The organism is Mesorhizobium delmotii (assembly GCF_900149755.1).
Taxonomy (GTDB): Bacteria; Pseudomonadota; Alphaproteobacteria; order Rhizobiales; family Rhizobiaceae; genus Mesorhizobium; species Mesorhizobium delmotii.
Genome location: NZ_FUIG01000103.1, coordinates 108471 through 132705, shown reverse-complemented (window position 1 = coordinate 132705; position 24235 = coordinate 108471). Strand labels below are relative to the sequence as shown.

Genomic DNA, 24235 nt, shown 5'->3' with positions numbered 1-24235 from the left:
CTCAAAAAGAGACCAGCACTAAAATAGGAATTGACCGACCTCCGTAAAGAAGGCAGTTTTGCGGGAGGTAGGCAGGCGCAGGGAACCAGCGATGGACAGCAAAATCGTCGGTCTGAGATCGAAACTCGAGATTTACAAAGCGGGCAGCGGCGGGGGCAACATTGCGGACTGTCCGGTTCGCGATGTGATCCAGGGCATCAGCAACAAATGGAGTTCGCTGTTGATGATGGCGCTGGCCGAAAAGCCGTACCGGTTCGGCGAATTGCGGCGGCTGGTGCCCGACATTTCACAGCGCATGCTCACCCAGACGCTGCACGATTTACAGCGCGACGGTTACGTCCATCGCGAGGTGTTCCCGACCAAGCCGCCGAGCGTCGAATACAGCCTGACCGATCTCGGACGCTCGATGTTCGGACCCCTGCACCAGCTGCTCCAGTGGGCCGAGCTCAATCATGGCGCTGTGCGCGACGCGCGGAACGCATTCGACGCTACCGAGACCTAACCATCAGTGCCGGAGCGGCAACGCCAAGCGCGACGGCTTGATTTGGCGATACCGCTGAAGGATTGTCCGGCTTGGGCGAGAAGATTCGGCGGGCAATGGGCATTTCTCTGGACATCGCGATTGCCGGCGCCGGCCCGGCCGGACTGGCCGCGGCACTCTATCTGAAACGTGCCGGGCATCGGGTCACCGTCTTCGAGCGCTTCGACGAGCCAAAGCCGGTCGGATCCGGGCTGATCCTGCAGCCGACCGGGCTGACGGTGCTTGCCGATCTCGGCCTGCTCGACGACATCCTGGCGCTGGGCAGCCGCATCGACCGTCTGCATGGCGCCGATGCGCAAACCGGCCGCACCGTACTCGACGTCCGCTATGATGCGCAGCGCCGCAGTCGTTTCGGGCTGGCGGTGCACCGGGCGGCCTTGTTCGGCGTGCTTTTCCGTGCCGTTCGGCGCGAGGCGATCGCCATCGAAACCGGCGTCGAGCTCGAGACGCTGGAAACCGGCGAACGGACAACGCTGATCTGCGGCAACGGGCGAAGGACAGGGCCATTCGACCTAATCGTCGATGCCAGCGGTTCGCGCTCCAAACTGCGGCAGTGTGTGCAGAATCCGGGTGAACCGCGGCCGCTCGCCTATGGCGCGTTCTGGGCGTCGCTCGGCTGGCGCGGCGACGGTTTCGACGAGCACGCCCTGCTGCAGCGCTACGACAGAGCGAGCGTGATGATCGGCGTGCTGCCGATCGGGAGGCCGGAACCCGGCGCTGAGAAGATGGCGGCATTCTTCTGGAGCCTGAAGCCGGCGGACGCAGAGCAGGTAAGGGCAAAGGGTCTCGACGCGTGGAAGGCGAGGTTGGTTCGGCTGTGGCCCGAATGCGAGGCGTTCACGCGCCAGATCGACAATTTCGACCAGCTCTCGCTGGCGCGTTACGGCCATCACACGCTCAAGATGCCGGCCGGAAGGCGATGGGCGGTCATCGGCGATGCCGCGCATTCGACCAGCCCGCAGCTCGGGCAAGGGGCGAACATGGCGCTGCTCGATGCAGCAGCGCTCAATTACGCGCTCATAGGAACGGATCGTGTCGATACTGCGCTCGAGGCCTACGTCCGGGCGCGGCGATGGCATGTCCGGGTGTTTCAGGCGCTGTCGCTGATGCTGACGCCCTTCTACCAGTCGGATTCGACCGTGATGCCGTTCGTCCGCGACTGGCTGGTGGCGTCGGTGGCGAAAATCCCGCCGGCGCCAAACATCCTTGCCTCGATGGTGGCTGGAACCGTGGTCGATCCGTTCAAGCGGATCGGTATCAAGGAAGCGCGGTGGCCGCCTCGTTGCGGCGGGTGAGGTTCGAAAGATGTGAACCCTTCGCTTGCAGGAATGCAAGAAGGCGCTGTGGGTAATCCGGGGCGACAGCGTTCTTCACCGACTTGCGTTCGTGCAATCCCTTCCGCCAGGCCTCGACACGCGGCTTTCCACTCAGGATGCCGAACTCGCCGATCCGATCGAAGGTGTCGAAATAGCGGAAGATTGGTCCATAGACAGCATCGACCAGTGAAAAGCGCTCGCCGGCAAACCATGGCCCAGCTCGGCCAGCCGTCAGTTCTATTTCGAGACGATCGAACATTGCCGACAGACCTTCGTTTTCGGCAAGAAAGGCAGCCTCGGTCGGAGCGGAATAGAGTCGACCGATTGCGTTGAGGATGGCCGAGCCGAACTCGATCCAGGCGCGATGCCGGGCGCGGGCCAGCAGGTCGGCAGGGTGAAGCGGGTTGGCAAGCGTTTCCTCAAGAAATTCGAGGATGACTGCCGATTCGAAGATCGCGGTTTCCTCGCCATTCTGCTGCACGCGCAGCAGCGGCACCTTGCCGAGCGGCGATATCGCCTTGAACCAGGCCGGCTTGTTGGCGAGATCGATGGTGAGGCGTTCGAACGGCACGTCCTTTTCGGCGAGCGAGATCGCCGCGCGCTGCACATAGGGACAAAGGTGATGGCTGACGAGAACGAGCTTGCCGGCCACCAGGCTGCCCGTCTCCGGGATGTCGGCGACCTTGCAGATTTCATGTTTCATGGCAGTGCTCCGATATCAATGCAATTGCATTTATATAGATGCATTTGCATCGATCGTCAAGCTTGATGCAATTGCATCTATCGGCTATGCTGCAATCATGACGGAGAAAGCCGACCCTTCGCCGACGGCCATCAAGGCCTGGGCGCGCCTGATGCGCGTTTCGCGCCAGCTGGTAGAAAGAGCCGAAGACGCGCTGAAGGACAGCAGCTTACCGCCGCTTGCCTGGTACGACGTGCTGCATGAGCTTGCCGAAGCCGGCGAGGGCGGCTTGCGACCATTCCAGCTTATTGAGCGCACCCTGTTTGCGCAATACAACATCTCGCGGCTGCTGGCGCGGCTCGAAGCGGACGGGCTGGTCGAGAAGCTCAGGGTTGCCGATGACGGGCGCGGACAGACCATCCGCATTACTGAGAAAGGGCGTGAGACGCGCCGCCACATGTGGGCCGTCTACGGACGATCGATCGCGGAGCTGGTCGGTGCCAAGCTTTCCAATGAAGACCTGGAAACCTTGTCGGCTCTGCTTGGGCGGCTGCGTCATCCGGCCATGCTGGAGTGATGTGGCCCATTGGCGCTGAAGATCGGTTGCGGCGATGTCAGGCACTCCCCCAGAGGAATGCCAGTGCCGCCAGAACGCCAAGCGCGACGCGGACCAAGTGCAGATTGCCCCATTTAACGATCAATGCCCTCGCTTGCGGATTGACAGCGCCCGCGTTCATCGCCTCCAGCAATCGGTTTGTCGGCATCATTGCGATCAGCGTCCATGGCCAGGGCAGGATGATCAGCACCGCCCCGACCAGATGCGCGAGACTGCCGGTCTGCCACCAGGCAACGACACCAAGAACACAGGCGACGACGGCGATCGACGCCTGCATGGCTGCGCCGCGCTTGTAGGAAGGCTGCCATTCCTGCAGCAGTGCCCTGTCATCGAGGCGAAGCCGCGCCGGCTGCTCGGCGACACTGATATAGATGGCGGCGCCCGCGAAAGCGGCGGTAAGCAAGCAGACCGACAAGCATCTTCCCTCCGTGACATGCCCTTCCAGTGGAGGTCGTTCCGGCCTGGAATGCGTCAAAAAGCGGAGATAGGGCTTGCACCGGGTCCGACAATACGTCATAGCCAAGCCGAACCGTAACGTACGGTACGGCCTGGCTGCCGCCGTTATCGAGCAGGAAAACAGCTTGTTGCAGGCAACCGTCGATATCGACACCGGCGAATCGCTGACGGAGCGGCAGAAAGCCGTGCTCGACGCCGCACTTCGCCTGTTGGTCGAGGAGGGCGATCAGTTGACCATGACCGCCGTGGCGCGGCGGGCGAGCTGTTCCAAGGAGACGCTCTACAAATGGTTCGGCGATCGCGACGGGCTGTTGACGGCAACGGTGCAATGGCAGGCCTCCAAGGTGCGCGTGCCGCCGGTCGACGGCAAGGGGCTCGTCCTTGCTTCGCTGACAGTGAGCCTCGCACGCTTCGCTTCGGACTGGCTCAAGGTGATTTCGAGCGACACATCGATCGCGCTGAACCGCGTCGCCATTGGCCGTGCTGGCTCGGGGAACGACGATCTTGGCGCCATCGTCCTGGAGAACGGCCGCTTCGCGCTGGCCCGGCGCCTGAAGCCGGTGCTGGAGGCCGGCCGGCAGGCCGGGCTTCTCGAGTTCTCGGATGCCGAAGCGGCATTCCGCACCTTTTTCGGGCTGGTCGCCCGTGACGTGCAGATTCGCCTGCTGCTCGGCGACCGGCTGGAATTGACTGAGGCGGCTATCGGCGGCGATGCCGTCCGGGCGACGCAGCAGTTTCTCGCTCTTTATGGAGCAAAAACCGGGCCGCAAGGCCTCTGAATTCAAAACGGGAAGGAAAGAAAAATGCGTGTCTATTACGATCGCGACGCCGATCTCAACCTGATCAAGGGCAAGAAGGTCGCCATCATCGGCTATGGCAGCCAGGGCAGGGCGCACGCGCTCAACCTCAAGGACTCCGGCGTCAAGGATATCGCCATCGGCCTCAAGGCCGGCTCGGCAACCGCCCAAAAGGTCGAGGCCGACGGGCTCAAGGTGATGAGCGTGGCGGAGGCCGCCACATGGGCCGACCTGATGATGATGGCGACGCCAGACGAGCTGCAGGCCGACATCTACAAATCCGAGATCGCGCCGAACATCCGCGATGGCGCGGCGATCGCGTTCGCCCACGGCCTGAACGTGCACTTTGGCCTGATCGAGCCGAAAGCATCGGTCGACGTCGTCATGATCGCGCCGAAGGGGCCTGGCCACACGGTGCGCGGCGAATACCAGAAGGGCGGCGGCGTGCCGTGCCTGGTCGCGGTCAACCAGGATGCTTCGGGCAATGCGCTCGATCTCGCTCTGTCCTATGCCTGCGGCGTCGGCGGCGGCCGTTCGGGCATCATCGAGACCAATTTCCGCGAGGAATGCGAAACCGATCTGTTCGGCGAGCAGGTTGTCCTGTGCGGCGGCCTGGTCGAACTGATCCGCGCCGGTTTCGAGACGCTGGTGGAAGCCGGCTATGCGCCGGAAATGGCCTATTTCGAGTGCCTGCACGAGGTCAAGCTGATCGTCGACCTGATCTATGAGGGCGGCATCGCCAACATGAACTACTCGATCTCGAACACCGCCGAATGGGGCGAATATGTCTCGGGTCCGCGCATCATCACCGCCGACACCAAGGCCGAGATGAAGCGCGTGCTGAAGGATATCCAGACCGGCAAGTTCACCTCGGAATGGATGCAGGAATACCGCGCCGGCATGTCGCGCTTCAAGGGCATCCGCCGCAACAACGACAGCCACCAGATCGAGGAAGTCGGCGCCAAGCTGCGCGCGATGATGCCATGGATTTCCAAGAACAAGCTGGTCGACAAGGCCAAGAACTGATCGAAATCCACGTTCGTTTGCTTGCGCGTCCTCGGGCTTCGCCCTGTGGGCGCGCGGGAGATTTCGAAGAACAGGCTGGTCGACAAGGCCAAGAATTAATTCACGATTTTATCAATGCCGAGAAAAGCCGGCGGAGCGTTCCGCCGGCTTTCTTCACATCAATGGCTGGTGATCTCGCCGGTCTTTGAAAAGACGCGGTATTCTCGCTGTCGTGGTATGCATGCGCAGGCATGCGTTGCCGAGGGGGCAGATTTGGAACTCAAACTTCTGTTGGTCGGGTACGCCTGCGTGGTCGCCGGCATGCTGAGCGTTGCTACGCTGTTGAAGTGGAGAGAGGTGAGGGCGGTCAGCCGCTGGTTTCCGACCCCTGGAAAGATCCTCTCGTCACGAGCGGAGGCTCGCGAGGTGACCAGTTCGGGATCCGGTTCGCAACGCAGAGGCTCAACCGAGACGCGAAGTTTCCCGGCGATCACCTTCGAGTACAATGCCGGTGGGAAAATGTTCCGCAGTTCGCAATATAGCGTGCAGGAGAATGTCGGAAATTTTGCCGTTGCCGAAACCCTTGCGCGGTTTCCCAAGAGAGCCGACGTAACCGTTTTCTACGACCCGTCCGATCCGGCCAAGGCCGTGATTGAGCGCACCATGCCCGACGGCGCCCTCAAGTTCATGATCCAGCTTTCGACGGGGCTGGTGATTGGCGCCATGGTGTTGGTGTTCTCCGTCGGCGGCGTCCTGGAGGCGATCGGACCGCATTTGCCCAAGCCGCACAACCTCGGCGCGGGGCCCCTGCTGCTTGTCATGGGACTGTTTACCCTGCGCATGGGCTTTGCCCAGAAGTCGCTCGCGGAACAGGCGGCCAGATGGCCTGTCGCCACGGGACATATCGACGCTTCGGGGCTGCAGAAATTCCAGATCCGCGACAGCATAGAGGGCGGCGGTGGATACCGGCCTTGGCGCACGGTCTTCAAATCCCGCGTTGTCTACAGCTATAGCGTCGCCGGCCAGCGCTATGCCGCCGACCGCGTCGCTTTCGGCTCGAACCTGACGGCCTCGCTGCCAGGCCTCGTCAGCGGTCAATCGCACGCTACCTCGAGGGCGACAAGGTCGAGGTCCACTACGATCCCGCCAATCCAACTGCGGCCGTTCTCGACTGCAGGGTGCGGGGACTTTGGGTCCTGTGGGTCTCCGCCTCTGCCTTCCTTGCCGGGGCCGCACTGCTCGTCGGGGTATTCTAGGAGATTCTCTCTCCTAACTTCGTCGACTGCTCAGAGGACGCGGTTCGGGGGATTTAGCCGTAGTGCCAGTGGGGCTTTGGCTCGGTGCCGGTGAACATGATGCCGATGCGGTCCTCGCGGCGCCAGCGGACCACTGCCTTGTAGGCGATGCCGTCGGTCGGCACATAGAGCAGGAATTCGTCGGGCACGCGAGCATCGATCGAGACCTTCAGTTCGGCGCCGCCGTCATGCATGTTGCGCACCGTGCACGTGACCTCGGACCTGGTCATGCCGGTCAGGATCGTCGCGCCCTTGAAGACGCGCTGCCTGCGTTTGTCCCGGTGTTCGTCTTCAGCCATCGCGCGCCAATCCCCGGCGATCGTCGCATTTCATGTGGTGCGATCGGCAAGATAACTAGGCCTGCCGGATAAACATAGCGTTATCGTCGGCGGCGAAACGATTCGCGGTGCCCTGGCCGGACAAAGAACAGTTCAGAAGAAGGCTGAGCCAGACGGAAACGGCGCCGCGAGGGGCGGCGCCGTCTGGAATGCATCAGTCGATCAGCTATAGGGCGACCAGCATTGCCGGCGCGGGCCGTTATAGGGTTGGAACGTGTTGTCCCAGGTGCGATACGACCGGTAACGATTGTAGCACCAGCGGACATGGGCGCTCGAATAGGAACCGTTGTTGTAGTAGCCCCGGTTGTAGTAGCCCTGGTTGTAGTAGCCCTGGTACAGGCTGCCAAGCCCGAACCCAAGGCCCAAACCGAGAAGCGCGGCGGCGGCGTCGTCGTCGTCGTCGTCGTAGTAACGGCCGTAATAGCCGCCACCGTAGTACCGGCCGTAATGGCCGCCACCGTAGTACCGGCCACGATTATGGCGCCAGTGCCGCCCACCGTTCCAGTTGCGGCGCCAGTGCCGCCCACCGTTCCAGTTGCCACGGTTCCAATTGCCACGGTTCCAGTTCCGGGAGAAATTACGGCCACGCATCCAGACGTTATTATTGCCGCCAGCCCAGCTATCGCGCACCGGCACGATTTCGCGTGCCGCGGCAGCAGTTGGGAGCGGGACGTCAGGCTGAATGGGCCCGGCCATGGAAGGCGCCGAGAGGCCGGAAACAAGACCCAAGGTCAACATGCCCGATCGAATGGTAGTCAAAAAGAGCGGTTTCATTTCACTCTCCGAAGATTCAGGCCCCACTCAGACTAACCCTTAATCATGGACCTTTGCGTCTGAACGGAAGATGAACGGAAAGGTTCCATCAACCATGAATGGGCATCGCCCAGCCCCCTTGTTTTCGGCTGCGCTTGTGGGCAAAGGTCACCGCCATGTCCCTGCGCCTCGCCACCTTCAATGTCGAAAACCTGATGAACAGGTTCGATTTTTCCGGATACCGCAACCAGCTCCATGAAGATCGCACGCTGGCGCTCTTCGATATCCAGAGCGAGGCCGAATACAAAATGCTGGAACAGGCGCGGGCGATCGCGCTATCCGACGACACGCGCCAGCTGACGGCACTGGCCATCGCAGCCACCCGCGCCGACATCATCTGCATGCAGGAGGTCGACAATATCGAGGCGCTGAAGGCTTTCGAATACGGCTATCTGTTCAAGATGGTCGGGCATGGCTACCGCCAGAAATACACCACAGCCGGCAATGATTCGCGCGGCATCGACGTCGCCGTGATGATGCGCAACGAGACCGCGCAGGGCCAGCCGATCGAATTCGTGCGCATGACAAGCCACGCCTATGTCACGTTCGAACAATTCGGCCTGCACACGCCGCAACTGGCAGCGCTTGGGCATCAGGCCAACCAGCGCATCTTCCGGCGCGACTGCCTGGAAATCGACCTGACCGTCGGTGGCGTGCCGCTGACGCTCTATCTGGTGCACTTCAAGTCGATGGGCTCGCCCCGCAACGGTCTCGACGGGCGCCAGGCGACAATGCCGCTGCGCATCGCCGAGGCGCAAGCGGTGCGCCGGATCATCGAGGAGCGTTTCGGTGGGGATCATGCCGCCGATAAAAGCTGGGCGATCTGCGGCGACATGAATGACTATCGGCAGCGCGTGAAGATCTCCGGCGACGCCTTTGACGGCTACCGCTTCGAGGTGATCGATGAGAGCCAGTCCTGCCTCAACGTGCTCACCGCCGGCGGCTTTTGCGAGAATGCGGTCGAGCGGCGCCCGGAGATCGACCGTTGGACCTTATACCATACGCGCGGACCGCAAGAGCGGCATCTGTGCCAGCTCGACTACATCCTGTTGTCGAAGGCACTGGCAGCCAAGAATGCGATCGCCGTTCCCGACATCATCCGCAACGGCCAGCCCTGGCGCACGATCTTTCCGGCGGGCCAGGAGGTGGACCGCTTTCCGCGTGCCGGCTGGGACCGGCCGAAGGCCTCGGATCATTGTCCGGTGGCGATCACCCTGGAAATGGCCTGAGGATCGTTTCGTTGAGCTTCGACCTGCCGCGCAACATCATCCTGCCGGTCGACGCCGTCGACGTCAGACTCGACCCCGGCCCGCATCCGTTCGAACGCGATAATGCGCAAGCGATCGCCGAGAATTGGCGGCGTGAGACCGTGGCCAACCCGGCGCTGTTCGACGGCACCGTGGTGCTGCTTTCGGCGCTCAGTTATCGCGACAACAGCCTCGTCGGCCGCTGCCATGCGGTGCGCTACTCGACCTTCATGCTTTGGCGCGGCAATCGCCAGGTGGCTGGGGCCGAGCACGCCTATGCCCATGCCATGCTGGTCGCCGGCGACAAATGCGCTGGTGGCGATCCGCATGGCGTCGCACACGGTCAATGCCGGCCGCGTCTACTTCGCCGCCGGCTCGTTCGAGCCGACCGATTTCCGCGATGGCCTTGTCGATGTCGACTTCAACATGATCCGCGAGGTGCGGGAAGAAACCGGCCTCGACCTTGCCGGCGCGACACGCGGCAGGCGCTCCTATGCCCTGTCGACGGCAACCGGCACGGTGATCTTTCGCCGCTATCGCGAGACGGCATCCGCCGACGAGGTCGCGCAGCGCATCAGTGCCTTTGTCGCCGCCGAGGCAGAGCCGGAAATCGACGGGCCTGTCATCATCCGCAATGCCGATGACCTGCCGGACGGGCTGATGCCGCATATGAAGCCACTGATCGAGTGGCATTTTGCCGACAAGGACTAACGCATCGGCCCGAAAATCGGAATCGATTCTCGGAAAGCACGATGCGCATATTCAAAGTGTTAGAGCGTGCCTTGTGCGTCCAAGTGGACGCACGTCGCTCTAACGACGCATGTTGTCTTCGATGGTTTTGCGATCGTTGCGCGCGGCGATGAAGAACAGCATAACGCCGATAGCCAGCAGCGCACCCATCGCCGTTCCCATCGTCTGACCGACAACCTGCTGGAAATCGGCGGTGACATGATCGGGATTGGCCATGCTGGCCAAGTACCACCAAAGCCCCGCCAATGCGGCCTCGATGATCACCGTCACCAAAACCACGCGCTCTTTCTTGCTCATCCCACTATTCCCCTTTGTCCCCAGGCGATTGCTATCACCGCGGATTGTTTCGCGACAGAGGGCAGGGTGAGGGCAGCGTCACAAATTTCGGGGACGTCTGAAGGCGGCGCACGCTTCCGCCGCTCTATTCATGCCTCAGTGCGTCGATCGGATCGAGCCGTGCGCCGCGCAGCGCCGGGAAGAAGCCGAACACCATGCCGATCAGCGCCGAGAAGCCGACGGCGAGCAGGATCACCGCCAGGCTTGGCGCGAACGGGATGGCCAGCGTCAGAGAGGCGAGGCCGGCCAGCGCCAGGCCGATCAGGATGCCGATGATACCGCCGAGCAGCGACAGCACGGTCGCCTCGACCAGGAACTGGATGAGGATGTGCCTTTCATGCGCGCCGATGGCCAGCCGGATGCCGATCTCGCGGGTGCGCTCGGTGACCGACACCAGCATGATATTCATGATGCCGATGCCGCCGACCAACAGGCTGACGCCGGCGACCGCTCCCAGCATGCCGGTCATCGTCGTGGTGGCGCTGGCCATGGCGTCGGCGATCTGGGTCATGTCGCGGATCGAGAAATCGTCCTCGCGGTCCGGCGTGATGCGGCGCGTGTCGCGCAAGATGTCCTCGACTCGCGGCAGCAGCTCGGTGGTCGGCGTCCGGTCGTCGGCGGCGACGTAGATCGAGTCGATGTCGCGGTTGCCTGCAATGCGGCGCTGGTAGGCGGCGAGCGGCATCAGCACGACATTGTCCTGGTCCTGGCCGAAGCCGGTATAACCCTTCGGCTCGAGCAAGCCGATGATCTTGCACGAGGTGCGGTTGACGCGGATGATCTCGCCTTCGGGGTCGCCGGCGCCGAAGAACTGCTGGCGTACGGTTTCGCCGATCAGGCAGACGCCGGTACCCGAGCGGATTTCCGAATCGCTGAACGGGCGGCCCGAAACCAGCTTCCAGTCGCGCGCATCGAGATAGGCGCTGTCGGTGCCGGTGACACCCGACGTCAGGCTTTCGGTGCCGAAGATGACGCGGACCTGCTTTTGCGATGCGGGCGAAATGGCGCGGGCGCCGCTCAGGTGTGCGACAAGCGCGGCAAGTTCCTTGCTGCCGAGCGGACGTGTGGCCTGGTCGAGCCCTCCCGGTCCGCCGGGTCCGGCTGGGCGGCCGGGACGGACAACGAGCAAATTGCTGCCGAGCTTGGAAATGTCGGCCTTTACCTTTTCGGTGGTGCCCGAGCCGATGGTGAGCATGGCGATGACGGCGGCGACGCCGATGACGATGCCGAGCAGCGTCAGAAACGAGCGCAGCACGTTGCGGCGGACCGAAAGCAGCGAGAGGCGGACGGTTTCCCAGATCACGGTCACACCACCTCGAGATTCACAGTGTCGGATGCGACATGGCCGTCGAGGAAGCGGATTATGCGCTCGGCATAGGCAGCGACGTCGGCCTCGTGCGTGACCATGGCGATGGTGAGGCCAAGTCCGGTGTTCAGCAGCGTCAGGAGTTCCATGATCTCGTGCGTGCGGGCGGTGTCCAGATTGCCGGTCGGCTCGTCGGCGACGAGCAGGGTTGGCCTGGTGACGATGGCGCGGGCGATCGCCACGCGCTGCTGCTGGCCGCCGGAAAGCTCGGCCGGCGTATGGTGCTCGCGGCCGACAAGGCCGACCTCGGCCAGCGCTTTCATGGCGAGGTCATTACGCTCGCGGGCGGCGACGCCGCGATAGATCAGCGGCAGTTCGACATTCTCCACCGCCGTGGTGCGCGGCAGGAGATTGTAGCCCTGGAAGACGAAGCCGACATAGAGGTTGCGCAGCATGGCGCGGCGGTTGCGGTCGAGACGACCGGCGTCGATGCCCATGAAGCTGTAGGTTCCGGCCGTCGGCGTGTCGAGGCAACCGATGATGTTCATCGCCGTCGACTTGCCCGAACCGGACGGGCCCATGATGGCGACGAATTCGCCGCCGCGGATAGCAAGGTCGACGCCGGCCAGCGCATGGACCGTGGCTTCGCCCTGGCCATAGCTTTTCCAGACCTTGTCGAAGGTGATGAGCAGCGAGCCTGACATGATTTCAGCTCCGCTGCTGCGCTGCGGTGATGACTTGCGCACCTTGTGCGAGACCGGAGGTGATCTCGGTCAGTTCGCCATCGGTGGAGCCGATCTTGACGTTGACCGGTCGGGGCCGGCCATTCTCCAGCACGTAGAGCGTGCGCGAGCCGTCGGTGGGCTGCGCCGTCGCCTGGCGCTGGCGGTTGCCGCCTGGACGGCCCATACGGCCCGTGAACAGGTCGCTCAGGCTCCACCTGCGGGCGGCTGTTTGCGCCGGCCGGTAACGGAAAGCTGTCGACGGCACGGTGAGCACGCCCTTGGCCTCTCTGGTGACGACCGAAACGGTGGCAGTCATGCCGGGCCGCAACAGAAGCTCGTTGTTGTCGACTTCGAACCGCGCGTCGTAGGTGACCACGCCGTCGGTGGTGACCGAAGCGTAGGAAATGTCGCGGATCTCGGCATCGAACGGCCGTTCCGGAAAGGCGTCGACGGTGAAGCGCGCATGCTGGCCGGGCTTGACGGCGCCGATGTCGGCCTCGTCGACCGCTGCCTTCAACTCCATGTTTCTGAGGTCGGCGGCAATGACGAACAGCACCGGCGCCTGCAGCGAGGAGGCAACCGTCTGGCCGGAATCGACCGAGCGCGTCAGCACGATGCCGTCGATGGGCGCATAGATGGTGCTCTTGGCAAAGTCCGTCTGCTGCGCCTTGAGATCGGCATTGGCGATGGCAAGATTGGCTTTGGCGCTGTCGAGCGTTGCCTTGGAGCGGTCGCGCGTCGCTGTCGCCGCTTCAAGCGACTGGTCCGTCGCCATGCCGCGTTTGGTGAGCGCCGCCGCGCGCACAAGCGCCCTTTCGTTTTCGGTGAGGGTTACGGTGGCGGTCTCGACATTGGCGGCCGCCGCCTTGGCGGAAGCCTCGGCGCGCTCGATCTGCACCTCCAGCTTGGCGGTGTCGAGCGCCGCCAGCACATCGCCCTTCTTCACCTGCTGGTTCTCGTTGACCGCGACCGAGCGGACGACGCCGGACAGTTCGCTCGAAATGTCGACCTGGGTGAGCGGCTGCAGCGTGCCGGTCGCCGACACCTCGACGGTGAGGTCGGCAACAGCGGCCGGCACCGTGGTATAGTCGATCTTGGCTGGAGACCCGGCATACCACTGGTAGCCGGCAAGGCTTGCGGCGATGACGACCAGCACAAGCAGGCCATAAAGCCAGCCGCGCCGGCGTTTCTTCTTCAGACCCAGGTGGTCAAGTCCGAGCGCCGTCTCTATGTCGGAAGTGGATTCCGTCTTTGGCAGATTGACAATCTGGTCCACGCTGGACCCCTATTAACAGTGATGATCCCATCAGGGCACAGATCAGGCCTAATGGTTCAAATATCAAATTAAATTTCGCCCATGTTGGGATTGAGGCAGAAGGCTTTCTACAATGCTGACCCGGAATTACTTACTTTACGACGTGTTCACCACCGAGCGGCTGGCCGGCAATCCGCTGGCCGTCGTGCTTGACAGCAAGGGGCTGGACACGGCCGCGATGCAGGCCGCCGCACGCGAGTTCAACCTGTCGGAAACCGTTTTCGTGCTGCCGCCTGACAATCCCAAGCACCGCGCCCGCATCCGCATCTTCACGCCCGATTATGAGATGCCGTTCGCTGGCCATCCGACGGTGGGTGCTGCGATTGCGCTTGCCGAAATGGCTGGCGATGGCGACACCGCCGGCATCTTCGTCCTGGAGGAGAATATCGGCCCGGTGCGCTGCGCCGTCAGCAAGCACGATGGCGCCATCTTTGCCGAGTTCGACCTGGCCAAACTGCCGGAGCCACTGGAACTTGTCGCTGACCCGGAGGCGATCGGCGCAGCACTTGGGCTGGGGCCACACGAAGTCGGCTTCGAGAATCACCGCGTCTCGTTCTGGTCGGCCGGCGTGCCTTATGTGACCATCCCCGTCGCCGACCTTGAGGCGGCGGCCCGGATAAGGCTGGACAACCAGGCGTGGTCGGAATTGGCACCCCGCAAGAGCGAATGGGCCTTCGCCAGCCCGTATGTCTACTGCCGCGAAACGGTGAACCACGACAGCGCCTTCCATGTCCGCATGATGGTGCCGGGCAATCCTTCCTATGAAGATCCGGCGACCGGTTCGGCGGCGGCCGCCTTCGCCGGCGCGATCATGCATTTCGACGGCCCGCGAGACGGAGTCTCGCGACTGTGGATCGAGCAAGGGCTGGAGATGGGCCGGCCTTCGCGCATCCGCCTCGAACTGAATGTCGAAGGCGGCAAACTCGCCGCCGCCCGCATCGGCGGCCATGCGGTAAAAGTGGCGGAAGGCAAGCTGTTTGTCTGACGATGTGCGGCACTTCAGCGATTTGTCGGGAAATGAATCCGGCAGGGCTGGACATGGCGGATGGCGGCGGCTATATGCCCGCCGACGCTGGTTTTACCGGCGAGTGGGTGCGTAGCTCAGTTGGTAGAGCAGCTGACTCTTAATCAGCGGGTCACAGGTTCGATCCCTGTCGCACCCACCAAAGATTTCAAAGACTTAGGTGGAAAGTTCCCTGGAACAGGGTGAGAACGTGAGACGATAAATGCCGTCTCACGCCCCTGTATCGGGCCGTGTCGCCTCTCATGAGTTTGCGAGCATTTACTTCTCCGACACGCCGGCCTCAGCAAAACTTGCCATGCGGGCGTGGCATTCGAGCGCCGAGCGGACGATGTTGACGGCGAGGCAGGCGCCGGAGCCTTCGCCGAGCCGCATGCCGAGATCGAGCAGCGGCGGCAGGCCGAGTGCCTCGAGCAGGCGGCGATGGCCGGATTCGGCCGAGACATGGGCGGCAAGCGTGTGGGCGAGGCCGTCGGGGTGCAATCTTGCCAGCGGTGCGGCGGCGGCGGTGCAGACGAAGCCGTCGAGCAGCACCGGCACGCCGTGATGGCGCGCGCCCAGCGTAGCGCCAAAAATGGCGGCGAGTTCGCGCCCGCCAAGGGCTGCTGCGATCCTCAGCGGGTCGGCGAGGGCCTCGGCTTGGCGCTTGAGGCCGGCCTCGATGGCGGTGATCTTGCGCACCAAGCCGGCATCGTCGACGCCGGTGCCGCGGCCGGTCCATTTTTCCGCGCCGCCGCCGAAAAGGGCGGCTGAAATGGCTGCCGCCGGCGTGGTGTTGCCGATGCCCATCTCGCCGAAACAGACGAGGTCGAGGTCTTTCGTCACGGCGCCGTAGCCGGCCGAGACGGCGGCGAGGAACGCCTCGTCGTCCATCGCCGGCTCTTGCGTGAAGTCGCCGGTCGGACGGTCGAGGTCTAGCGGAATGACGTCGAGTTCGGCGCCGGCGATGCGGGCGAGCTGGTTGATCGCGGCGCCGCCGCCGGCGAAATTCGCCACCATCTGCACGGTGACCTCTGACGGGAAGGCCGACACGCCCTGTGCGGTGACGCCGTGGTTGCCGGCAAAGACGAAGACTTTGACGCGATCGAGCTGCGGCATGTCGCGACCCTGCCAGCGAGCAAGCCAAGCCGCTATGGTTTCCAGCCGGCCGAGGCTGCCTTGCGGCTTGGTCAGCGTGTTTTGGCGGCGGGCGACGGCATTTGCCGCAGCGTCGCTGCCGGCAGGCAGGTCGAGGCAGGCCGCGCGCAATTCATTAAGCGATTTGAAAGGCATGGGGGCAATGTCTCCGAAACAGAGTCAGGAAAGGTGAACGGAAGCGACGAGCAGGATTGCGATCTCGCCAAACTGCTGCAGCGCGCCGACCGTGTCGCCGGTCTGGCCGCCGATCTGGCTGCGGCACAGTACGCGGAAGGCGGCAAACAACAGGCCGTGCAGGATGAGCGCGGCGACCGCGCCACCGAACCCTAGCGTCAGCAGTACGACGGCGCCGAGCACGGCACCGGCAATGGCGGTTTCGGCCGACACGGTGCCTGCGTCAACCGAGAGACCGTCGCTGCGCGCCGGCGGCAACAGATGCATGAAAGCGCCGACCAGGCCGCGCGAACCGGCATGCGCGGCAATGAGAGCGGCGAGAACCTGCGCCGGGCTGGCGAATTCGGAAAGCACGCTCCAGCGGATCAGCAGCGAGAGGCCGAGCGCACAAGCGCCATAGGCGCCGATGCGGCTGTCGCGCATGATCTCCAGTTTTTTCTCGCGTGTCTTGCCGCCACCAAAACCGTCGGCGACATCCGAAAGTCCGTCTTCATGCATGCAGCCGGTGGCGAGCAAGGTCGCGGCAAGGGCAAGTGCCGCTGCCGGGCCAGATGCAAGGCCGAGCCAGGTCCCGATCGCGTAAACCAAGGCGCCAATCAGAGCGACGGCGAGGCCGGCGACCGGCGCTGCCCAGATCGCGGCAGCAAGGCTGCGGTCCCGGAAATCGACGACCGGCAGCGGCAGCCGGGTGAAGAAGACGAAGCAGAGCGCGATGTCATAGAGCGCTTGGCGGGGCGAAGGGGGCATGTCCTTGAGTTTGAGCATGATCTATTCCGAAAACCGGTTCCCACTTTTCGCTGACGCGGACCTCCGGTTCGGGATCATGCTCTAGCCTCTCGCAATGGCATGGAAGAACGTGCCGCTGACATGGCCGCGGCGGTAACCGGAGGCGCCGAGCGGATTGCCCTGGCCGTCAGCGAGGTCGGCCAATGGCTCGTCATTGCCAGTCGCGCTCATCTGCGCATAGTGGAATTCGTGGCCGCGGATCAGCGCGCCTTGGGCTCCAAGCAGGCAATCGGCGCGCAGCCGCGCCTCGCGGTAGCCGAGATTCATCTTTCGCTTGGCAAAGCTGGTCGAGTGGCCGAGCAGGCCGAGCATCCCGTGCGTCTCTGCCGATGCGTCCTCCAGCGCTTCGCCGAGCACCATGAAGCCGCCGCACTCGCCATGCACCGGCCGCGTTGCCGAAAACGCCTCAATGCCGGCCCGGAAATTCGCGGCCGCCGCAAGGCGGCCGGCGTGAAGCTCGGGATAGCCGCCGGGCAGCCAGCAGACATCGCAACTGTCGCTGGGCGGTTCGTCGGCGAGCGGCGAAAAGGGGACGATTTCCGCCCCGGCTTTGCGCCAATGCGCCGCGACATGCGGATAGAGAAAGGTGAAGGCAGCGTCCTCGGCCAGTGCGATGCGCTGGCCGGGCGGTGGCAGCGCGTCGCTGAAGTTGCCCGGCGCAGGTTCAAATGGTGCCGCCAGTGCCATAATGGCGTCGAGGTCGAGCGAGCGTTCGACCATGTCGGCCAGTCGGTCGAGATGCACCATCAAATTCTCATATTCGCCGGCCTGGACGAGGCCGAGATGGCGCTCCGGCAGGTTGAGCGTCGGATCGCGCAGGATCGCGCCGACCACTGGCAGATCGAGCGCTTCGATCGCGTCGCTGCAAAGCCGGCGGTGACGCTCGCTGCCCAGCCGGTTGAGCACGACGCCGGCCATGCGCACATCGGGGTCATATGTAGCAAAACCCTTGGCGACGGCCGCCGCCGTGGTCGACTGCCCGGAAACATCGAGCACCAGCAGTACCGGCAGGCCGTAGAGCCGGGCAAGGTCTGCGGCCGAGCCTGTGCGGCCCGGAGCAGCGGGAATCCCGTCGAACAAGCCCATCGCGCTTTCGAGGAAGATGAAATCGGCATCTTCAGTTGCGTCACCGGCGAGTGCGTTGAGCAACGCAGGCGGCATCGCCCAGCTGTCGAGATTGACGCCGGAAAGTCCGGTGGCAGCGGTGTGGAAGCCGGGGTCGATATAATCGGGGCCGGATTTGGCGCCGCGCACTTTCAGGCCGCGCCTGGCGAGCGCGCGCAGGAGACCGATGGTGACGCTGGTCTTGCCCGAGCCCGAGCGCGGCGCACCGATGATGATCGCGCGGGTCATGGCTCGCCCGCCAATGCCGCGCGCATCGCGACGATGCCGCCGACAACGATCAGCGCCGGCGAGGTCAACCCGGCTGCAGCCGCTTCCTCGGCAATGGTGGCGAGCGTGGCGACGACGATACGCTCCCGCGGCGTCGTCGCGGCAACAATCACCGCGGCCGGCGTCGACGGCGCCAGCCCGCCCTCGAGCAGCGAGGCTGATATCAGCGGCAGATTGGCCATGCCCATGTAGACGACGACCGGCTGGCCGGTGCGGGCGATTGCTGCCCAGTCGAGGTCGTCATCGGTGCCGGCGGCATGGCCGGTGGCCAGGATCACCGCCTTGTTGATGCCGCGCATGGTGGCCGGGATGCCGGCACCGGCAAGCGCGCTGAGGCCCGAAGTCAGGCCGGACAGGACGCGGAACGGGATGTTTTCGCGGGCGAGCGCAAGCGCCTCTTCGCCGCCGCGACCGAAAATATAGGGGTCGCCACCCTTCAGCCTGACGACGCGGCGGCCTTCGCGCGCCAGCCGAACCAGCAGAGCGGTGATGTCGTCCTGCTTCATCGATGGCCGGCCGCCGCGCTTGCCGGCGTAGAACAGCTCCGCGGCCTCGGCGACGGCGACGATATCGGGCGATACCAGCGCGTCGTAGACGAGGGCATCGCACTGCCCAAGCGCGGCCAGCACTTCCAGCGTCAGGCAGCCGGGATCGCTGGGGCCGGCGCCGGCCAGCCAGACATGGCCCGGCTTCAGCTGGCGCGGCTTGAAGTTCAGCCGGGCCAAGGCCTGTTCGATCGTGGCGTTTCCGCTGTTGTTTCCGGTGCCGTCGTTCACAATCCGTCCCGCCCGCGAAAACGCCGCTGGTAGTCGGCGTCGTAAAGTGAACTCTCGCGAAAGCCTTCCGCTGCCAGCGAACGGCCGACGAAGATGATTGCCGTGCGCTCCATCGGATCGGCGGCCAATTGCGCCTCGATGGTGGCCAGTGTGCCGGTCAGCACGCGCTCGTCCGGCCAGGAGGCACGGAAGACGACTGCCACCGGGCAATCGGCGCCATAGAACGGCGTCAGCTCGGCGACAACACGATCGATGGCGTGGATGGCAAGATGAATGGCCAGCGTCGCGCCGGTGCGGCCGAAGCCGGCCAGCGTTTCGCCGGACGGCATTTTCGAGGCACGACCGGAGATGCGGGTCAGCACCAGGCTTTGCGCGACTTCGGGAACGGTCAGCTCGCAGCGCAGCGCTGCCGCGGCAGCAGCGAAGGAGGGCACGCCCGGCGTCAGCGTATAGGCGATGCCGTGCTTCTCCAGCCGGCGGATCTGCTCGGCGACAGCGCTCCACACTGACAGGTCGCCGGAATGCAGGCGGGAGACATCGTGGCCGGCCCGGTGGGCCGCCACATATTCCGCTTCGATCTCGTCGAGCGACATCGGCGCGGTGTCGATCAATTCCGTGCCGGGCGCGCAGTGCTGCAACAGCTCCGGGGCGACGATCGAGCCGGCATAGAGGCAGATTGGGCAGCTTGCCAGCAGCCGGCTGCCGCGCAAGGTGATGAGGTCGGCCGCGCCGGGTCCGGCGCCGATGAAGTGGACGGTCATGCCGCATCTCCGCTGATGGCGATGGCGCAGGTGACCGGGCCAAGCACGGTGCGCGGCCCGAGCAGTTTTGCGCCTTCGCCCACGGCAGCAAGCGCCGAGGCTTCGGAAACCGACGGCGTGCCGGCACGCGCCTGCGACAGGTCGGAACGGCTGAGCAAAGCGGCCCCCTCATCCGGCCCTTCGGGCCACCTTCTCCCCGCTGGGGAGAAGAGACTGGCGCCAGCGTGCGTGATCTCCTCTCCCCTCGGGGAGAGGTCGGCCGAGCGAAGCGGAGGCCGGGTGAGGGGGAGCGACGGTTCAGGACCAGCAACATCCACCACTATGACCGGGAGATCGAGTTTACGGCCGGCAGCAAAAATGGCCTCTTCGCTGCGTTTGAATTCGGTCGTCGCCAAGGCAGACAGCGCCGTCATCGCCAGCCCATGCGCTTCCAGCGCGGTTTCTATCGCCGCAAGAACGTCTTGCACACTCACGCCTTTGCGGCTGCCGATGCCCGCGACCATCATGGCTTGACCCAGCTCCATTGGGTGACCGGCATGGCCGGCCGCCAGGCCTGCATCGAGCCAACCGGCGAAGCGCGGGATACAGCGATGCGGGTGAGATCGCCGCCGAGCGCGGCGTGACGGGCGAGAAGCAGCGCCTCCATCTCCAGCGTCACCGCGCTGGCGACCAGCCGGCCGCCAACGCGCAGGGCCTTGATCGCCGCGCCCAGCACGCCGGTATCGCTGCCGCCGCCGCCGATGAAGATCGCATCGGGCGTGCCTAGCCTGGCAAGCGCCTTTGGTGCCGAACCTTCGACCACGACAAGGCCGGGCACGCCACAGTGTGAAGCGTTGCGGTGGATGCGAGCGGCGCGGGTTGGATCGGCCTCGATGGCAATGGCGCGCATCGTGGGATGGGCCAGCATCCATTCGATGCCAATTGAGCCCGAGCCGGCGCCGATGTCCCACAGCAATTCGCCGCGCCTGGGAGCGAGGGCCGACAGGGTGATGGCGCGCACCTCGCGCTTGGTGATCTGGCCGTCGTGCTCGAACAAATGATCGCCAAGGCCCGATGTCAGCGGCAGGATGCGTGCTTCCGAAGTTGAGTCAACTTCGATTGCCAGAACGTTGAGCGGATTGATCTTTTCCAGGTCGAAGGCGTCCGCGCGCGCCGAGCGCAGCCTTTCGTTCGGGCCACCCAGTGCCTCCAGAATCGTCAGCCGTGAGGCGCCGAAGTCGAGTTCGGTCAACAGGCGCGCAATCGCCGCTGGTGCATCACCGTCCGAGGTCAGCGCAAGGATGCGGGTGCTCGGATGCAGCAGCGGCCGGATCAGGTCGATCGAGCGGCCGTGCAGCGAAATGGTCTCGATATCCTGCAGCGCCCAACCGAGGCGGGCGGCGGCCAGCGACATGGCCGAAGGGGCGGGGATCACCTGCATCTCTTGGGAAGGAATCTTGCGAGCAAGGGTGACGCCGACGCCATTGAAGAACGGATCGCCTGAAGCCAGCACGCAGACCTTTTTACCCGCAAGTGCCAGCACGTCGCGCATCTCGGCATCGAAAGGGATCGGCCAGGCACGTGCCTCGCCTTTGGCGAATGACGCGACAAGGGCAAGGTGGCGCTTGCCGCCGAAGACGAATTCGGCCTCGGCGATCAGCCGCTTGGCCTCTTCGCCGAGACCCGCTACACCGTCCTCGCCGATGCCGACGATCGTTAGCCATTTTTGTGTGAGCCGGGCGGCGCGCGGACCTTCAGCAGGCATGATGACCCACCGCATTCTGATCCTCGGCGGAACCACCGAAGCCCGGCAACTGGCGAGAAAGCTGGCCGCGCGCACCGATGTGTCGCTCACGCTGTCGCTGGCCGGCCGCACCGAAAATCCTGTCGCGCAAGGTGTGCCGACGCGGGTGGGTGGTTTCGGCGGCGCCGATGGACTGGCGGCGTATCTCCGCGAGACCGACGTCGGCCTGCTGATCGACGCCACGCATCCCTATGCGGCGAAAATCTCCGCCAACGCAGCGGAGGCGGCGGGCAACACCGGCGTGCCCCTCGTTGCGCTCAGGCGCCCAGGCTGGGAGCCTGCCGAAGGTGGCCGGTGGACGCTGGTCGACAGCGTTTCCAGCGCGGTGACGGCGCTGGGCGCTGTGTCGCGCCGCGCCCTCCTGGCGTTGGGCCGGCAGGAGGTCGCCGCTTTTGAGGCCGCACCCCAACATCACTATCTCATCCGCAGTGTCGATCCGGTCGAGCCAAGGCTCGCTGTGCCTGATGCTACCTATCTCTTGGCGCGCGGGCCGTTCCGGGAAGCCGACGAACGTGCACTGCTTCTGGAACACTGCATCGACGTCGTCGTTTCCAAGAACAGCGGCGGCGAGGCGACCTACGGCAAGATCGCCGCAGCGCGGGCACTCGGCATCGAGGTGGTCATGATCCGCAGGCCGGCGCTGCCGGATGTCCCGTCGGCGGAAACCGTCGAAGCGCTTGCCGCAATGGTCGATCATTTTCTGGTCAGTCATTTTCTTGCGCCCGCCGCCGAACGCGGCGTGTAGACCAGCGCCGGTTTTTCACCGCGCTTGATGATCCTGGTTTCCGGCGAGCCGATGATGATGCAGGTCGCCATGTCAGCCTTTTCCGCATCGGCGTCCGCCAGCAGAAAAACCTCGATGCGCTCGTCGGGACGGCCGGCGGCACGGCCGAAGACGACCGGTGTGGTGCCCGGAAGGATCGCCGTAAGGCATTCGAAGGCGCGGCCAAGCTGCCAGGGGCGAGCCTTGCTGATCGGATTGTAGAGCGCGATGACGAAGCCGGCGCCCGCCGCCGCCAGCAGCCGCAGCTCGATCAGGTCCCAGGGTTTTAGATTGTCGGACAACGAGATGGCGCAGAAATCATGGCCGAGCGGCGCGCCGATGCGGGCCGCAACCGCGAGCATTGCGGTGATGCCCGGCAGCATCGCCACGTCAACGGCACGCCATTCGGCCGGGCCGGCCTCGATCGCCTCGCAGACGGCTGCCGCCATGGCAAAGACGCCGGGGTCGCCGCCCGAGACGACGGCGACATCGTGGCCCTGCGCAGCCTTTATCAGCGCGTCCTTGGCGCGGGACAGCTCCTCGCGATTGTCCGAGGCGACGCGGGTCTGGTCGGGGCGCAGATCGAGCCGGTCGAGATACGGCTTGTAGCCATAGAAGAATTTTGCCTCGGCGACGGCGCGGCTTGCCTCCGGCGTCACCTGGTCGGCATTGCCGGGCCCAAGGCCGATGACGGTCAGGCGGCCGCTCATGTTTCGGCTCCCGATGCGGCGGGCCGGCCTGACCAACCGGCGACCAGGACGATGGCGAAATAGGGCGCCTTATCGTCCTGCTTGTCGGCCAGCCGCATCGAGACGCCGCCCGGCATGGTGCCGCGCTCGACATAGACGGCGCGCGCCAGCTTGTCGGTCGCTTCGAGTGCGCGCCTGATCTTGGGCAGGTTGCGGCCGACCTTCATGATGACGGCGGCATCGGTATCGGCGAGGCGGCGCGTCAGCTCGAATTCGCTCATCGTGCCCGGCAACACGGTTAGCACGTCGTCGCCCTGGACGATCGGCGTTCCGGTCGCCGACCAGCAGCCGGACATGGCAGTGACGCCGGGAATGACTTCGGTTGGGAAGCGATGTGCCAGCCTGACATGCAGGTGCATGAAGGAGCCGTAGAACAGCGGGTCGCCTTCCGAAAGCACCGCGACCATCCTGCCGGCGCTGAGATGCTCGGCGACCTTTTCGGCCGACTCTTCGTAGAAATCCATTATCTGCGACCGGTAATCGCTGTGATCCTTGTCGATTTCAGTGGTCACGGGATAGAGCAGCGGCAACTCGATCAAATCAGGACGAAAATGTGCGCCGACGATGGCGCGCGCGTTGCTGTTGTTGCCGCGCTTGGCGAAATGCGCAACCACGTCGGCCTCGGCCAGCGCTCGCACGGCCTTGAGCGTCAGCAGTTCGGGGTCGCCGGGACCGGTGCCGACGCCTATAAGCCTGCCTTTTGCAATCGCGTTCACAGGCCCGGCCTCGCCAATGCGTTGAGTGCTGCGGCGGTCATGGCGCTGCCGCCCAGCCTGCCGCGCACGATTGCGTAGGGCACGCTATAGGAATTGTCGGCCAGCGCGTCCTTCGATTCGGCAGCGCCGACGAAACCGACCGGCATGCCGATGATCGCCGCAGGCTTTGGCGCGCCGTCGCGCAGCCTTTCCAGCAGGTAGAAAAGTGCTGTCGGCGCATTGCCGATGGCGACGACTGAACCGGCCATCCGCTCGCCCCACAGGTCGATGGCTGCAGCGGAGCGGGTGTTGCCGATCCTTTTCGCGATGTCGGAGGTTCGCGGATCGCGCAGCGTGCAGATCACCTCGTTGCCGGCCGGCAACCGGGCGCGTGTCACGCCGTGCGAGACCATCTGAGCGTCGCAGAAGATCGGCGCGCCACCCGCCAAAGCCGCGCGTGCGGCGGCAACAAAATCCTCGGAAAAAACAAAGTGCTGCGCGGCCTCTACCTGGCCGCAGGCATGGATCATGCGGATGGCGACATCGGCCTCGGCATCGGAAAAGCGCGACAGGTCGGCCTCGGCGCGAATGATGGCGAAGGAGCGCTCATAGATCGCCGTGCCGTCATGGATGTAGTCGTAGGCGGTGTGGGCGGGCATG

The 24235-nt window shown here is 64.5% G+C and carries 27 protein-coding genes, 1 tRNA gene and 2 pseudogenes; 12 read left to right on the top strand and 18 right to left on the bottom strand.

The annotated features are described in order from the left end of the window. Window positions 1-91 precede the first annotated feature (91 nt). Together BQ8482_RS36325 and BQ8482_RS36320 are read left to right on the top strand one after the other, a co-directional pair. On the top strand, window positions 92-502 hold the full coding sequence (locus BQ8482_RS36325) for a winged helix-turn-helix transcriptional regulator (RefSeq protein ID WP_029352119.1): 411 nt from the start codon (window positions 92-94) through the stop codon (window positions 500-502). A 95-nt stretch (window positions 503-597) separates the two neighbouring features. Next, the gene (locus BQ8482_RS36320; protein ID WP_123151898.1) at window positions 598-1836 is read left to right on the top strand and encodes an FAD-dependent oxidoreductase; all 1239 of its coding nucleotides are present in this window, start codon (window positions 598-600) and stop codon (window positions 1834-1836) included. On the opposite strand, the gene BQ8482_RS36315 is transcribed toward BQ8482_RS36320, so the two are convergent. Continuing rightward, window positions 1799-2560 carry a glutathione S-transferase family protein gene (locus BQ8482_RS36315; RefSeq protein ID WP_123151897.1) on the bottom strand — a complete coding sequence of 254 codons (762 nt, stop codon included), beginning with the start codon at window positions 2558-2560 and terminating at the stop codon, window positions 1799-1801. The genes BQ8482_RS36320 and BQ8482_RS36315 overlap by 38 nt on opposite strands. Before the next feature lie 97 nt (window positions 2561-2657). On the opposite strand from BQ8482_RS36315, the gene BQ8482_RS36310 reads away from it, so the two are divergent. Continuing rightward, window positions 2658-3116: a MarR family winged helix-turn-helix transcriptional regulator gene (locus tag BQ8482_RS36310; protein ID WP_123152091.1), complete on the top strand. Its 459-nt coding sequence runs from the start codon at window positions 2658-2660 to the stop codon at window positions 3114-3116. A 37-nt stretch (window positions 3117-3153) separates the two neighbouring features. Here the strand turns inward: BQ8482_RS36310 and BQ8482_RS36305 are convergent, their stop codons facing one another. Then, window positions 3154-3570 (bottom strand): anthrone oxygenase family protein, encoded by a 417-nt coding sequence (locus tag BQ8482_RS36305; protein WP_244603127.1) that lies wholly within the window; start codon window positions 3568-3570, stop codon window positions 3154-3156. A 169-nt stretch (window positions 3571-3739) separates the two neighbouring features. Between BQ8482_RS36305 and BQ8482_RS36300 the strand changes: the two genes are divergently transcribed. The 4 genes and pseudogenes from BQ8482_RS36300 (at window position 3740) to BQ8482_RS39940 (ending at window position 6669) form a co-directional block, all read left to right on the top strand. After that, window positions 3740-4390, top strand: coding sequence for a TetR/AcrR family transcriptional regulator C-terminal domain-containing protein (locus BQ8482_RS36300; protein WP_425294172.1), 651 nt, complete (start codon window positions 3740-3742; stop codon window positions 4388-4390). A 24-nt stretch (window positions 4391-4414) separates the two neighbouring features. Then, entirely contained in the window at window positions 4415-5434 is a 1020-nt protein-coding gene (gene ilvC / locus BQ8482_RS36295; RefSeq protein ID WP_123151894.1) for a ketol-acid reductoisomerase, read from the top strand. A 114-nt stretch (window positions 5435-5548) separates the two neighbouring features. Then, window positions 5549-6016, top strand: a pseudogene (locus BQ8482_RS39945) (hypothetical protein); the annotation flags it as partial. Between the two features lie 494 nt (window positions 6017-6510). Beyond that, entirely contained in the window at window positions 6511-6669 is a 159-nt protein-coding gene (locus BQ8482_RS39940; protein WP_244603142.1) for a DUF3592 domain-containing protein, read from the top strand. Between the two features lie 53 nt (window positions 6670-6722). Here BQ8482_RS39940 and BQ8482_RS36285 read toward each other — a convergent pair whose 3' ends face one another. Further along, window positions 6723-7007 (bottom strand): PilZ domain-containing protein, encoded by a 285-nt coding sequence (locus BQ8482_RS36285; protein ID WP_123151893.1) that lies wholly within the window; start codon window positions 7005-7007, stop codon window positions 6723-6725. Between the two features lie 201 nt (window positions 7008-7208). Next, on the bottom strand, window positions 7209-7820 hold the full coding sequence (locus BQ8482_RS36280; protein WP_123151892.1) for a BA14K family protein: 612 nt from the start codon (window positions 7818-7820) through the stop codon (window positions 7209-7211). 155 nt (window positions 7821-7975) lie between these two features. Here BQ8482_RS36280 and BQ8482_RS36275 point away from each other — a divergent pair, with 155 nt between their 5' ends. Together BQ8482_RS36275 and BQ8482_RS36270 are read left to right on the top strand one after the other, a co-directional pair. Next, window positions 7976-9088, top strand: a complete 1113-nt coding sequence (locus BQ8482_RS36275) for an endonuclease/exonuclease/phosphatase family protein (protein ID WP_123151891.1) — start codon at window positions 7976-7978, stop codon at window positions 9086-9088. Between the two features lie 11 nt (window positions 9089-9099). Further along, a pseudogene (locus BQ8482_RS36270) lies at window positions 9100-9817 on the top strand (hypothetical protein). 99 nt (window positions 9818-9916) lie between these two features. Here BQ8482_RS36270 and BQ8482_RS36265 read toward each other — a convergent pair. From BQ8482_RS36265 to BQ8482_RS36250, 4 genes are all read right to left on the bottom strand, one after another. Continuing rightward, window positions 9917-10153 (bottom strand): hypothetical protein, encoded by a 237-nt coding sequence (locus BQ8482_RS36265; protein ID WP_123151890.1) that lies wholly within the window; start codon window positions 10151-10153, stop codon window positions 9917-9919. Between the two features lie 124 nt (window positions 10154-10277). Then, window positions 10278-11495: an ABC transporter permease gene (locus tag BQ8482_RS36260; RefSeq protein WP_123151889.1), complete on the bottom strand. Its 1218-nt coding sequence runs from the start codon at window positions 11493-11495 to the stop codon at window positions 10278-10280. 2 nt (window positions 11496-11497) lie between these two features. Further along, window positions 11498-12202 carry an ABC transporter ATP-binding protein gene (locus BQ8482_RS36255; protein WP_425294170.1) on the bottom strand — a complete coding sequence of 235 codons (705 nt, stop codon included), beginning with the start codon at window positions 12200-12202 and terminating at the stop codon, window positions 11498-11500. 4 nt (window positions 12203-12206) lie between these two features. Beyond that, complete coding sequence (locus BQ8482_RS36250) at window positions 12207-13499, bottom strand: efflux RND transporter periplasmic adaptor subunit (RefSeq protein WP_123151888.1); 1293 nt, start codon at window positions 13497-13499, stop codon at window positions 12207-12209. Window positions 13500-13611: 112 nt separating this feature from the next. On the opposite strand from BQ8482_RS36250, the gene BQ8482_RS36245 reads away from it, so the two are divergent. Then, window positions 13612-14523, top strand: a complete 912-nt coding sequence (locus tag BQ8482_RS36245; RefSeq protein WP_123151887.1) for a PhzF family phenazine biosynthesis protein — start codon at window positions 13612-13614, stop codon at window positions 14521-14523. 105 nt (window positions 14524-14628) lie between these two features. After that, window positions 14629-14704 (top strand) — tRNA-Lys (locus tag BQ8482_RS36240). Window positions 14705-14820: 116 nt separating this feature from the next. On the opposite strand, the gene cobT is transcribed toward BQ8482_RS36240, so the two are convergent. The 7 genes from cobT to cbiE form a co-directional block, all read right to left on the bottom strand. Further along, the gene (gene cobT / locus BQ8482_RS36235) at window positions 14821-15831 is read right to left on the bottom strand and encodes a nicotinate-nucleotide--dimethylbenzimidazole phosphoribosyltransferase (protein WP_123151886.1); all 1011 of its coding nucleotides are present in this window, start codon (window positions 15829-15831) and stop codon (window positions 14821-14823) included. Between the two features lie 24 nt (window positions 15832-15855). Continuing rightward, a complete protein-coding gene (locus tag BQ8482_RS36230; RefSeq protein ID WP_123151885.1) occupies window positions 15856-16635 on the bottom strand; it encodes an adenosylcobinamide-GDP ribazoletransferase in 780 nt (259 codons plus the stop codon). 63 nt (window positions 16636-16698) lie between these two features. Next, window positions 16699-18009 carry a cobyrinic acid a,c-diamide synthase CobB gene (locus BQ8482_RS36225; protein WP_123151884.1) on the bottom strand — a complete coding sequence of 437 codons (1311 nt, stop codon included), beginning with the start codon at window positions 18007-18009 and terminating at the stop codon, window positions 16699-16701. Further along, window positions 18006-18824 (bottom strand): uroporphyrinogen-III C-methyltransferase, encoded by an 819-nt coding sequence (cobA, locus tag BQ8482_RS36220; RefSeq protein ID WP_123151883.1) that lies wholly within the window; start codon window positions 18822-18824, stop codon window positions 18006-18008. Before cobA ends, BQ8482_RS36225 begins: the two co-directional genes overlap by 4 nt. Beyond that, the gene (cobM, locus tag BQ8482_RS36215; protein WP_123151882.1) at window positions 18821-19585 is read right to left on the bottom strand and encodes a precorrin-4 C(11)-methyltransferase; all 765 of its coding nucleotides are present in this window, start codon (window positions 19583-19585) and stop codon (window positions 18821-18823) included. The genes cobA and cobM overlap by 4 nt, the downstream gene beginning before the upstream one ends. Further along, complete coding sequence (locus tag BQ8482_RS39935; RefSeq protein WP_244603126.1) at window positions 19582-20091, bottom strand: cobalamin biosynthesis protein; 510 nt, start codon at window positions 20089-20091, stop codon at window positions 19582-19584. Before BQ8482_RS39935 ends, cobM begins: the two co-directional genes overlap by 4 nt. Next, window positions 20088-21329, bottom strand: coding sequence for a precorrin-6y C5,15-methyltransferase (decarboxylating) subunit CbiE (cbiE, locus tag BQ8482_RS36200; RefSeq protein WP_123151881.1), 1242 nt, complete (start codon window positions 21327-21329; stop codon window positions 20088-20090). The genes BQ8482_RS39935 and cbiE overlap by 4 nt, the downstream gene beginning before the upstream one ends. A gap of 1 nt (window position 21330) precedes the next feature. On the opposite strand from cbiE, the gene BQ8482_RS36195 reads away from it, so the two are divergent. Then, on the top strand, window positions 21331-22113 hold the full coding sequence (locus BQ8482_RS36195) for a cobalt-precorrin-6A reductase (protein WP_123152089.1): 783 nt from the start codon (window positions 21331-21333) through the stop codon (window positions 22111-22113). On the opposite strand, the gene BQ8482_RS36190 is transcribed toward BQ8482_RS36195, so the two are convergent. The 3 genes from BQ8482_RS36190 to BQ8482_RS36180 are packed head-to-tail and all read right to left on the bottom strand — an operon-like array spanning window position 22077 to window position 24234. Continuing rightward, on the bottom strand, window positions 22077-22841 hold the full coding sequence (locus tag BQ8482_RS36190; RefSeq protein WP_123151880.1) for a precorrin-3B C(17)-methyltransferase: 765 nt from the start codon (window positions 22839-22841) through the stop codon (window positions 22077-22079). The two genes, BQ8482_RS36195 and BQ8482_RS36190, sit on opposite strands and share 37 nt — an antisense overlap. Further along, a complete protein-coding gene (locus BQ8482_RS36185) occupies window positions 22838-23596 on the bottom strand; it encodes a precorrin-2 C(20)-methyltransferase (protein ID WP_123151879.1) in 759 nt (252 codons plus the stop codon). The genes BQ8482_RS36190 and BQ8482_RS36185 overlap by 4 nt, the downstream gene beginning before the upstream one ends. Beyond that, window positions 23593-24234: a precorrin-8X methylmutase gene (locus tag BQ8482_RS36180; protein ID WP_123151878.1), complete on the bottom strand. Its 642-nt coding sequence runs from the start codon at window positions 24232-24234 to the stop codon at window positions 23593-23595. Before BQ8482_RS36180 ends, BQ8482_RS36185 begins: the two co-directional genes overlap by 4 nt. Window position 24235: the final 1 nt, after the last annotated feature.

Coding starts and splice junctions, on each gene's coding strand:
- BQ8482_RS36325 (WP_029352119.1), top strand. CDS start 92: ATGGACAGCAAAATCGTCGGTCTGAGATCGAAACTCGAGATTTACAAA.
- BQ8482_RS36320 (WP_123151898.1), top strand. CDS start 598: ATGGGCATTTCTCTGGACATCGCGATTGCCGGCGCCGGCCCGGCCGGA.
- BQ8482_RS36315 (WP_123151897.1), bottom strand. CDS start 2,560: ATGAAACATGAAATCTGCAAGGTCGCCGACATCCCGGAGACGGGCAGC.
- BQ8482_RS36310 (WP_123152091.1), top strand. CDS start 2,658: ATGACGGAGAAAGCCGACCCTTCGCCGACGGCCATCAAGGCCTGGGCG.
- ilvC (WP_123151894.1), top strand. CDS start 4,415: ATGCGTGTCTATTACGATCGCGACGCCGATCTCAACCTGATCAAGGGC.
- BQ8482_RS36285 (WP_123151893.1), bottom strand. CDS start 7,007: ATGGCTGAAGACGAACACCGGGACAAACGCAGGCAGCGCGTCTTCAAG.
- BQ8482_RS36280 (WP_123151892.1), bottom strand. CDS start 7,820: ATGAAACCGCTCTTTTTGACTACCATTCGATCGGGCATGTTGACCTTG.
- BQ8482_RS36275 (WP_123151891.1), top strand. CDS start 7,976: ATGTCCCTGCGCCTCGCCACCTTCAATGTCGAAAACCTGATGAACAGG.
- BQ8482_RS36265 (WP_123151890.1), bottom strand. CDS start 10,153: ATGAGCAAGAAAGAGCGCGTGGTTTTGGTGACGGTGATCATCGAGGCC.
- BQ8482_RS36255 (WP_425294170.1), bottom strand. CDS start 12,202: ATGTCAGGCTCGCTGCTCATCACCTTCGACAAGGTCTGGAAAAGCTAT.
- BQ8482_RS36245 (WP_123151887.1), top strand. CDS start 13,612: ATGCTGACCCGGAATTACTTACTTTACGACGTGTTCACCACCGAGCGG.
- cobT (WP_123151886.1), bottom strand. CDS start 15,831: ATGCCTTTCAAATCGCTTAATGAATTGCGCGCGGCCTGCCTCGACCTG.
- BQ8482_RS36230 (WP_123151885.1), bottom strand. CDS start 16,635: ATGCTCAAACTCAAGGACATGCCCCCTTCGCCCCGCCAAGCGCTCTAT.
- BQ8482_RS36225 (WP_123151884.1), bottom strand. CDS start 18,009: ATGACCCGCGCGATCATCATCGGTGCGCCGCGCTCGGGCTCGGGCAAG.
- cobM (WP_123151882.1), bottom strand. CDS start 19,585: ATGACCGTCCACTTCATCGGCGCCGGACCCGGCGCGGCCGACCTCATC.
- BQ8482_RS39935 (WP_244603126.1), bottom strand. CDS start 20,091: ATGATGGTCGCGGGCATCGGCAGCCGCAAAGGCGTGAGTGTGCAAGAC.
- cbiE (WP_123151881.1), bottom strand. CDS start 21,329: ATGCCTGCTGAAGGTCCGCGCGCCGCCCGGCTCACACAAAAATGGCTA.
- BQ8482_RS36195 (WP_123152089.1), top strand. CDS start 21,331: ATGACCCACCGCATTCTGATCCTCGGCGGAACCACCGAAGCCCGGCAA.
- BQ8482_RS36190 (WP_123151880.1), bottom strand. CDS start 22,841: ATGAGCGGCCGCCTGACCGTCATCGGCCTTGGGCCCGGCAATGCCGAC.
- BQ8482_RS36180 (WP_123151878.1), bottom strand. CDS start 24,234: ATGCCCGCCCACACCGCCTACGACTACATCCATGACGGCACGGCGATC.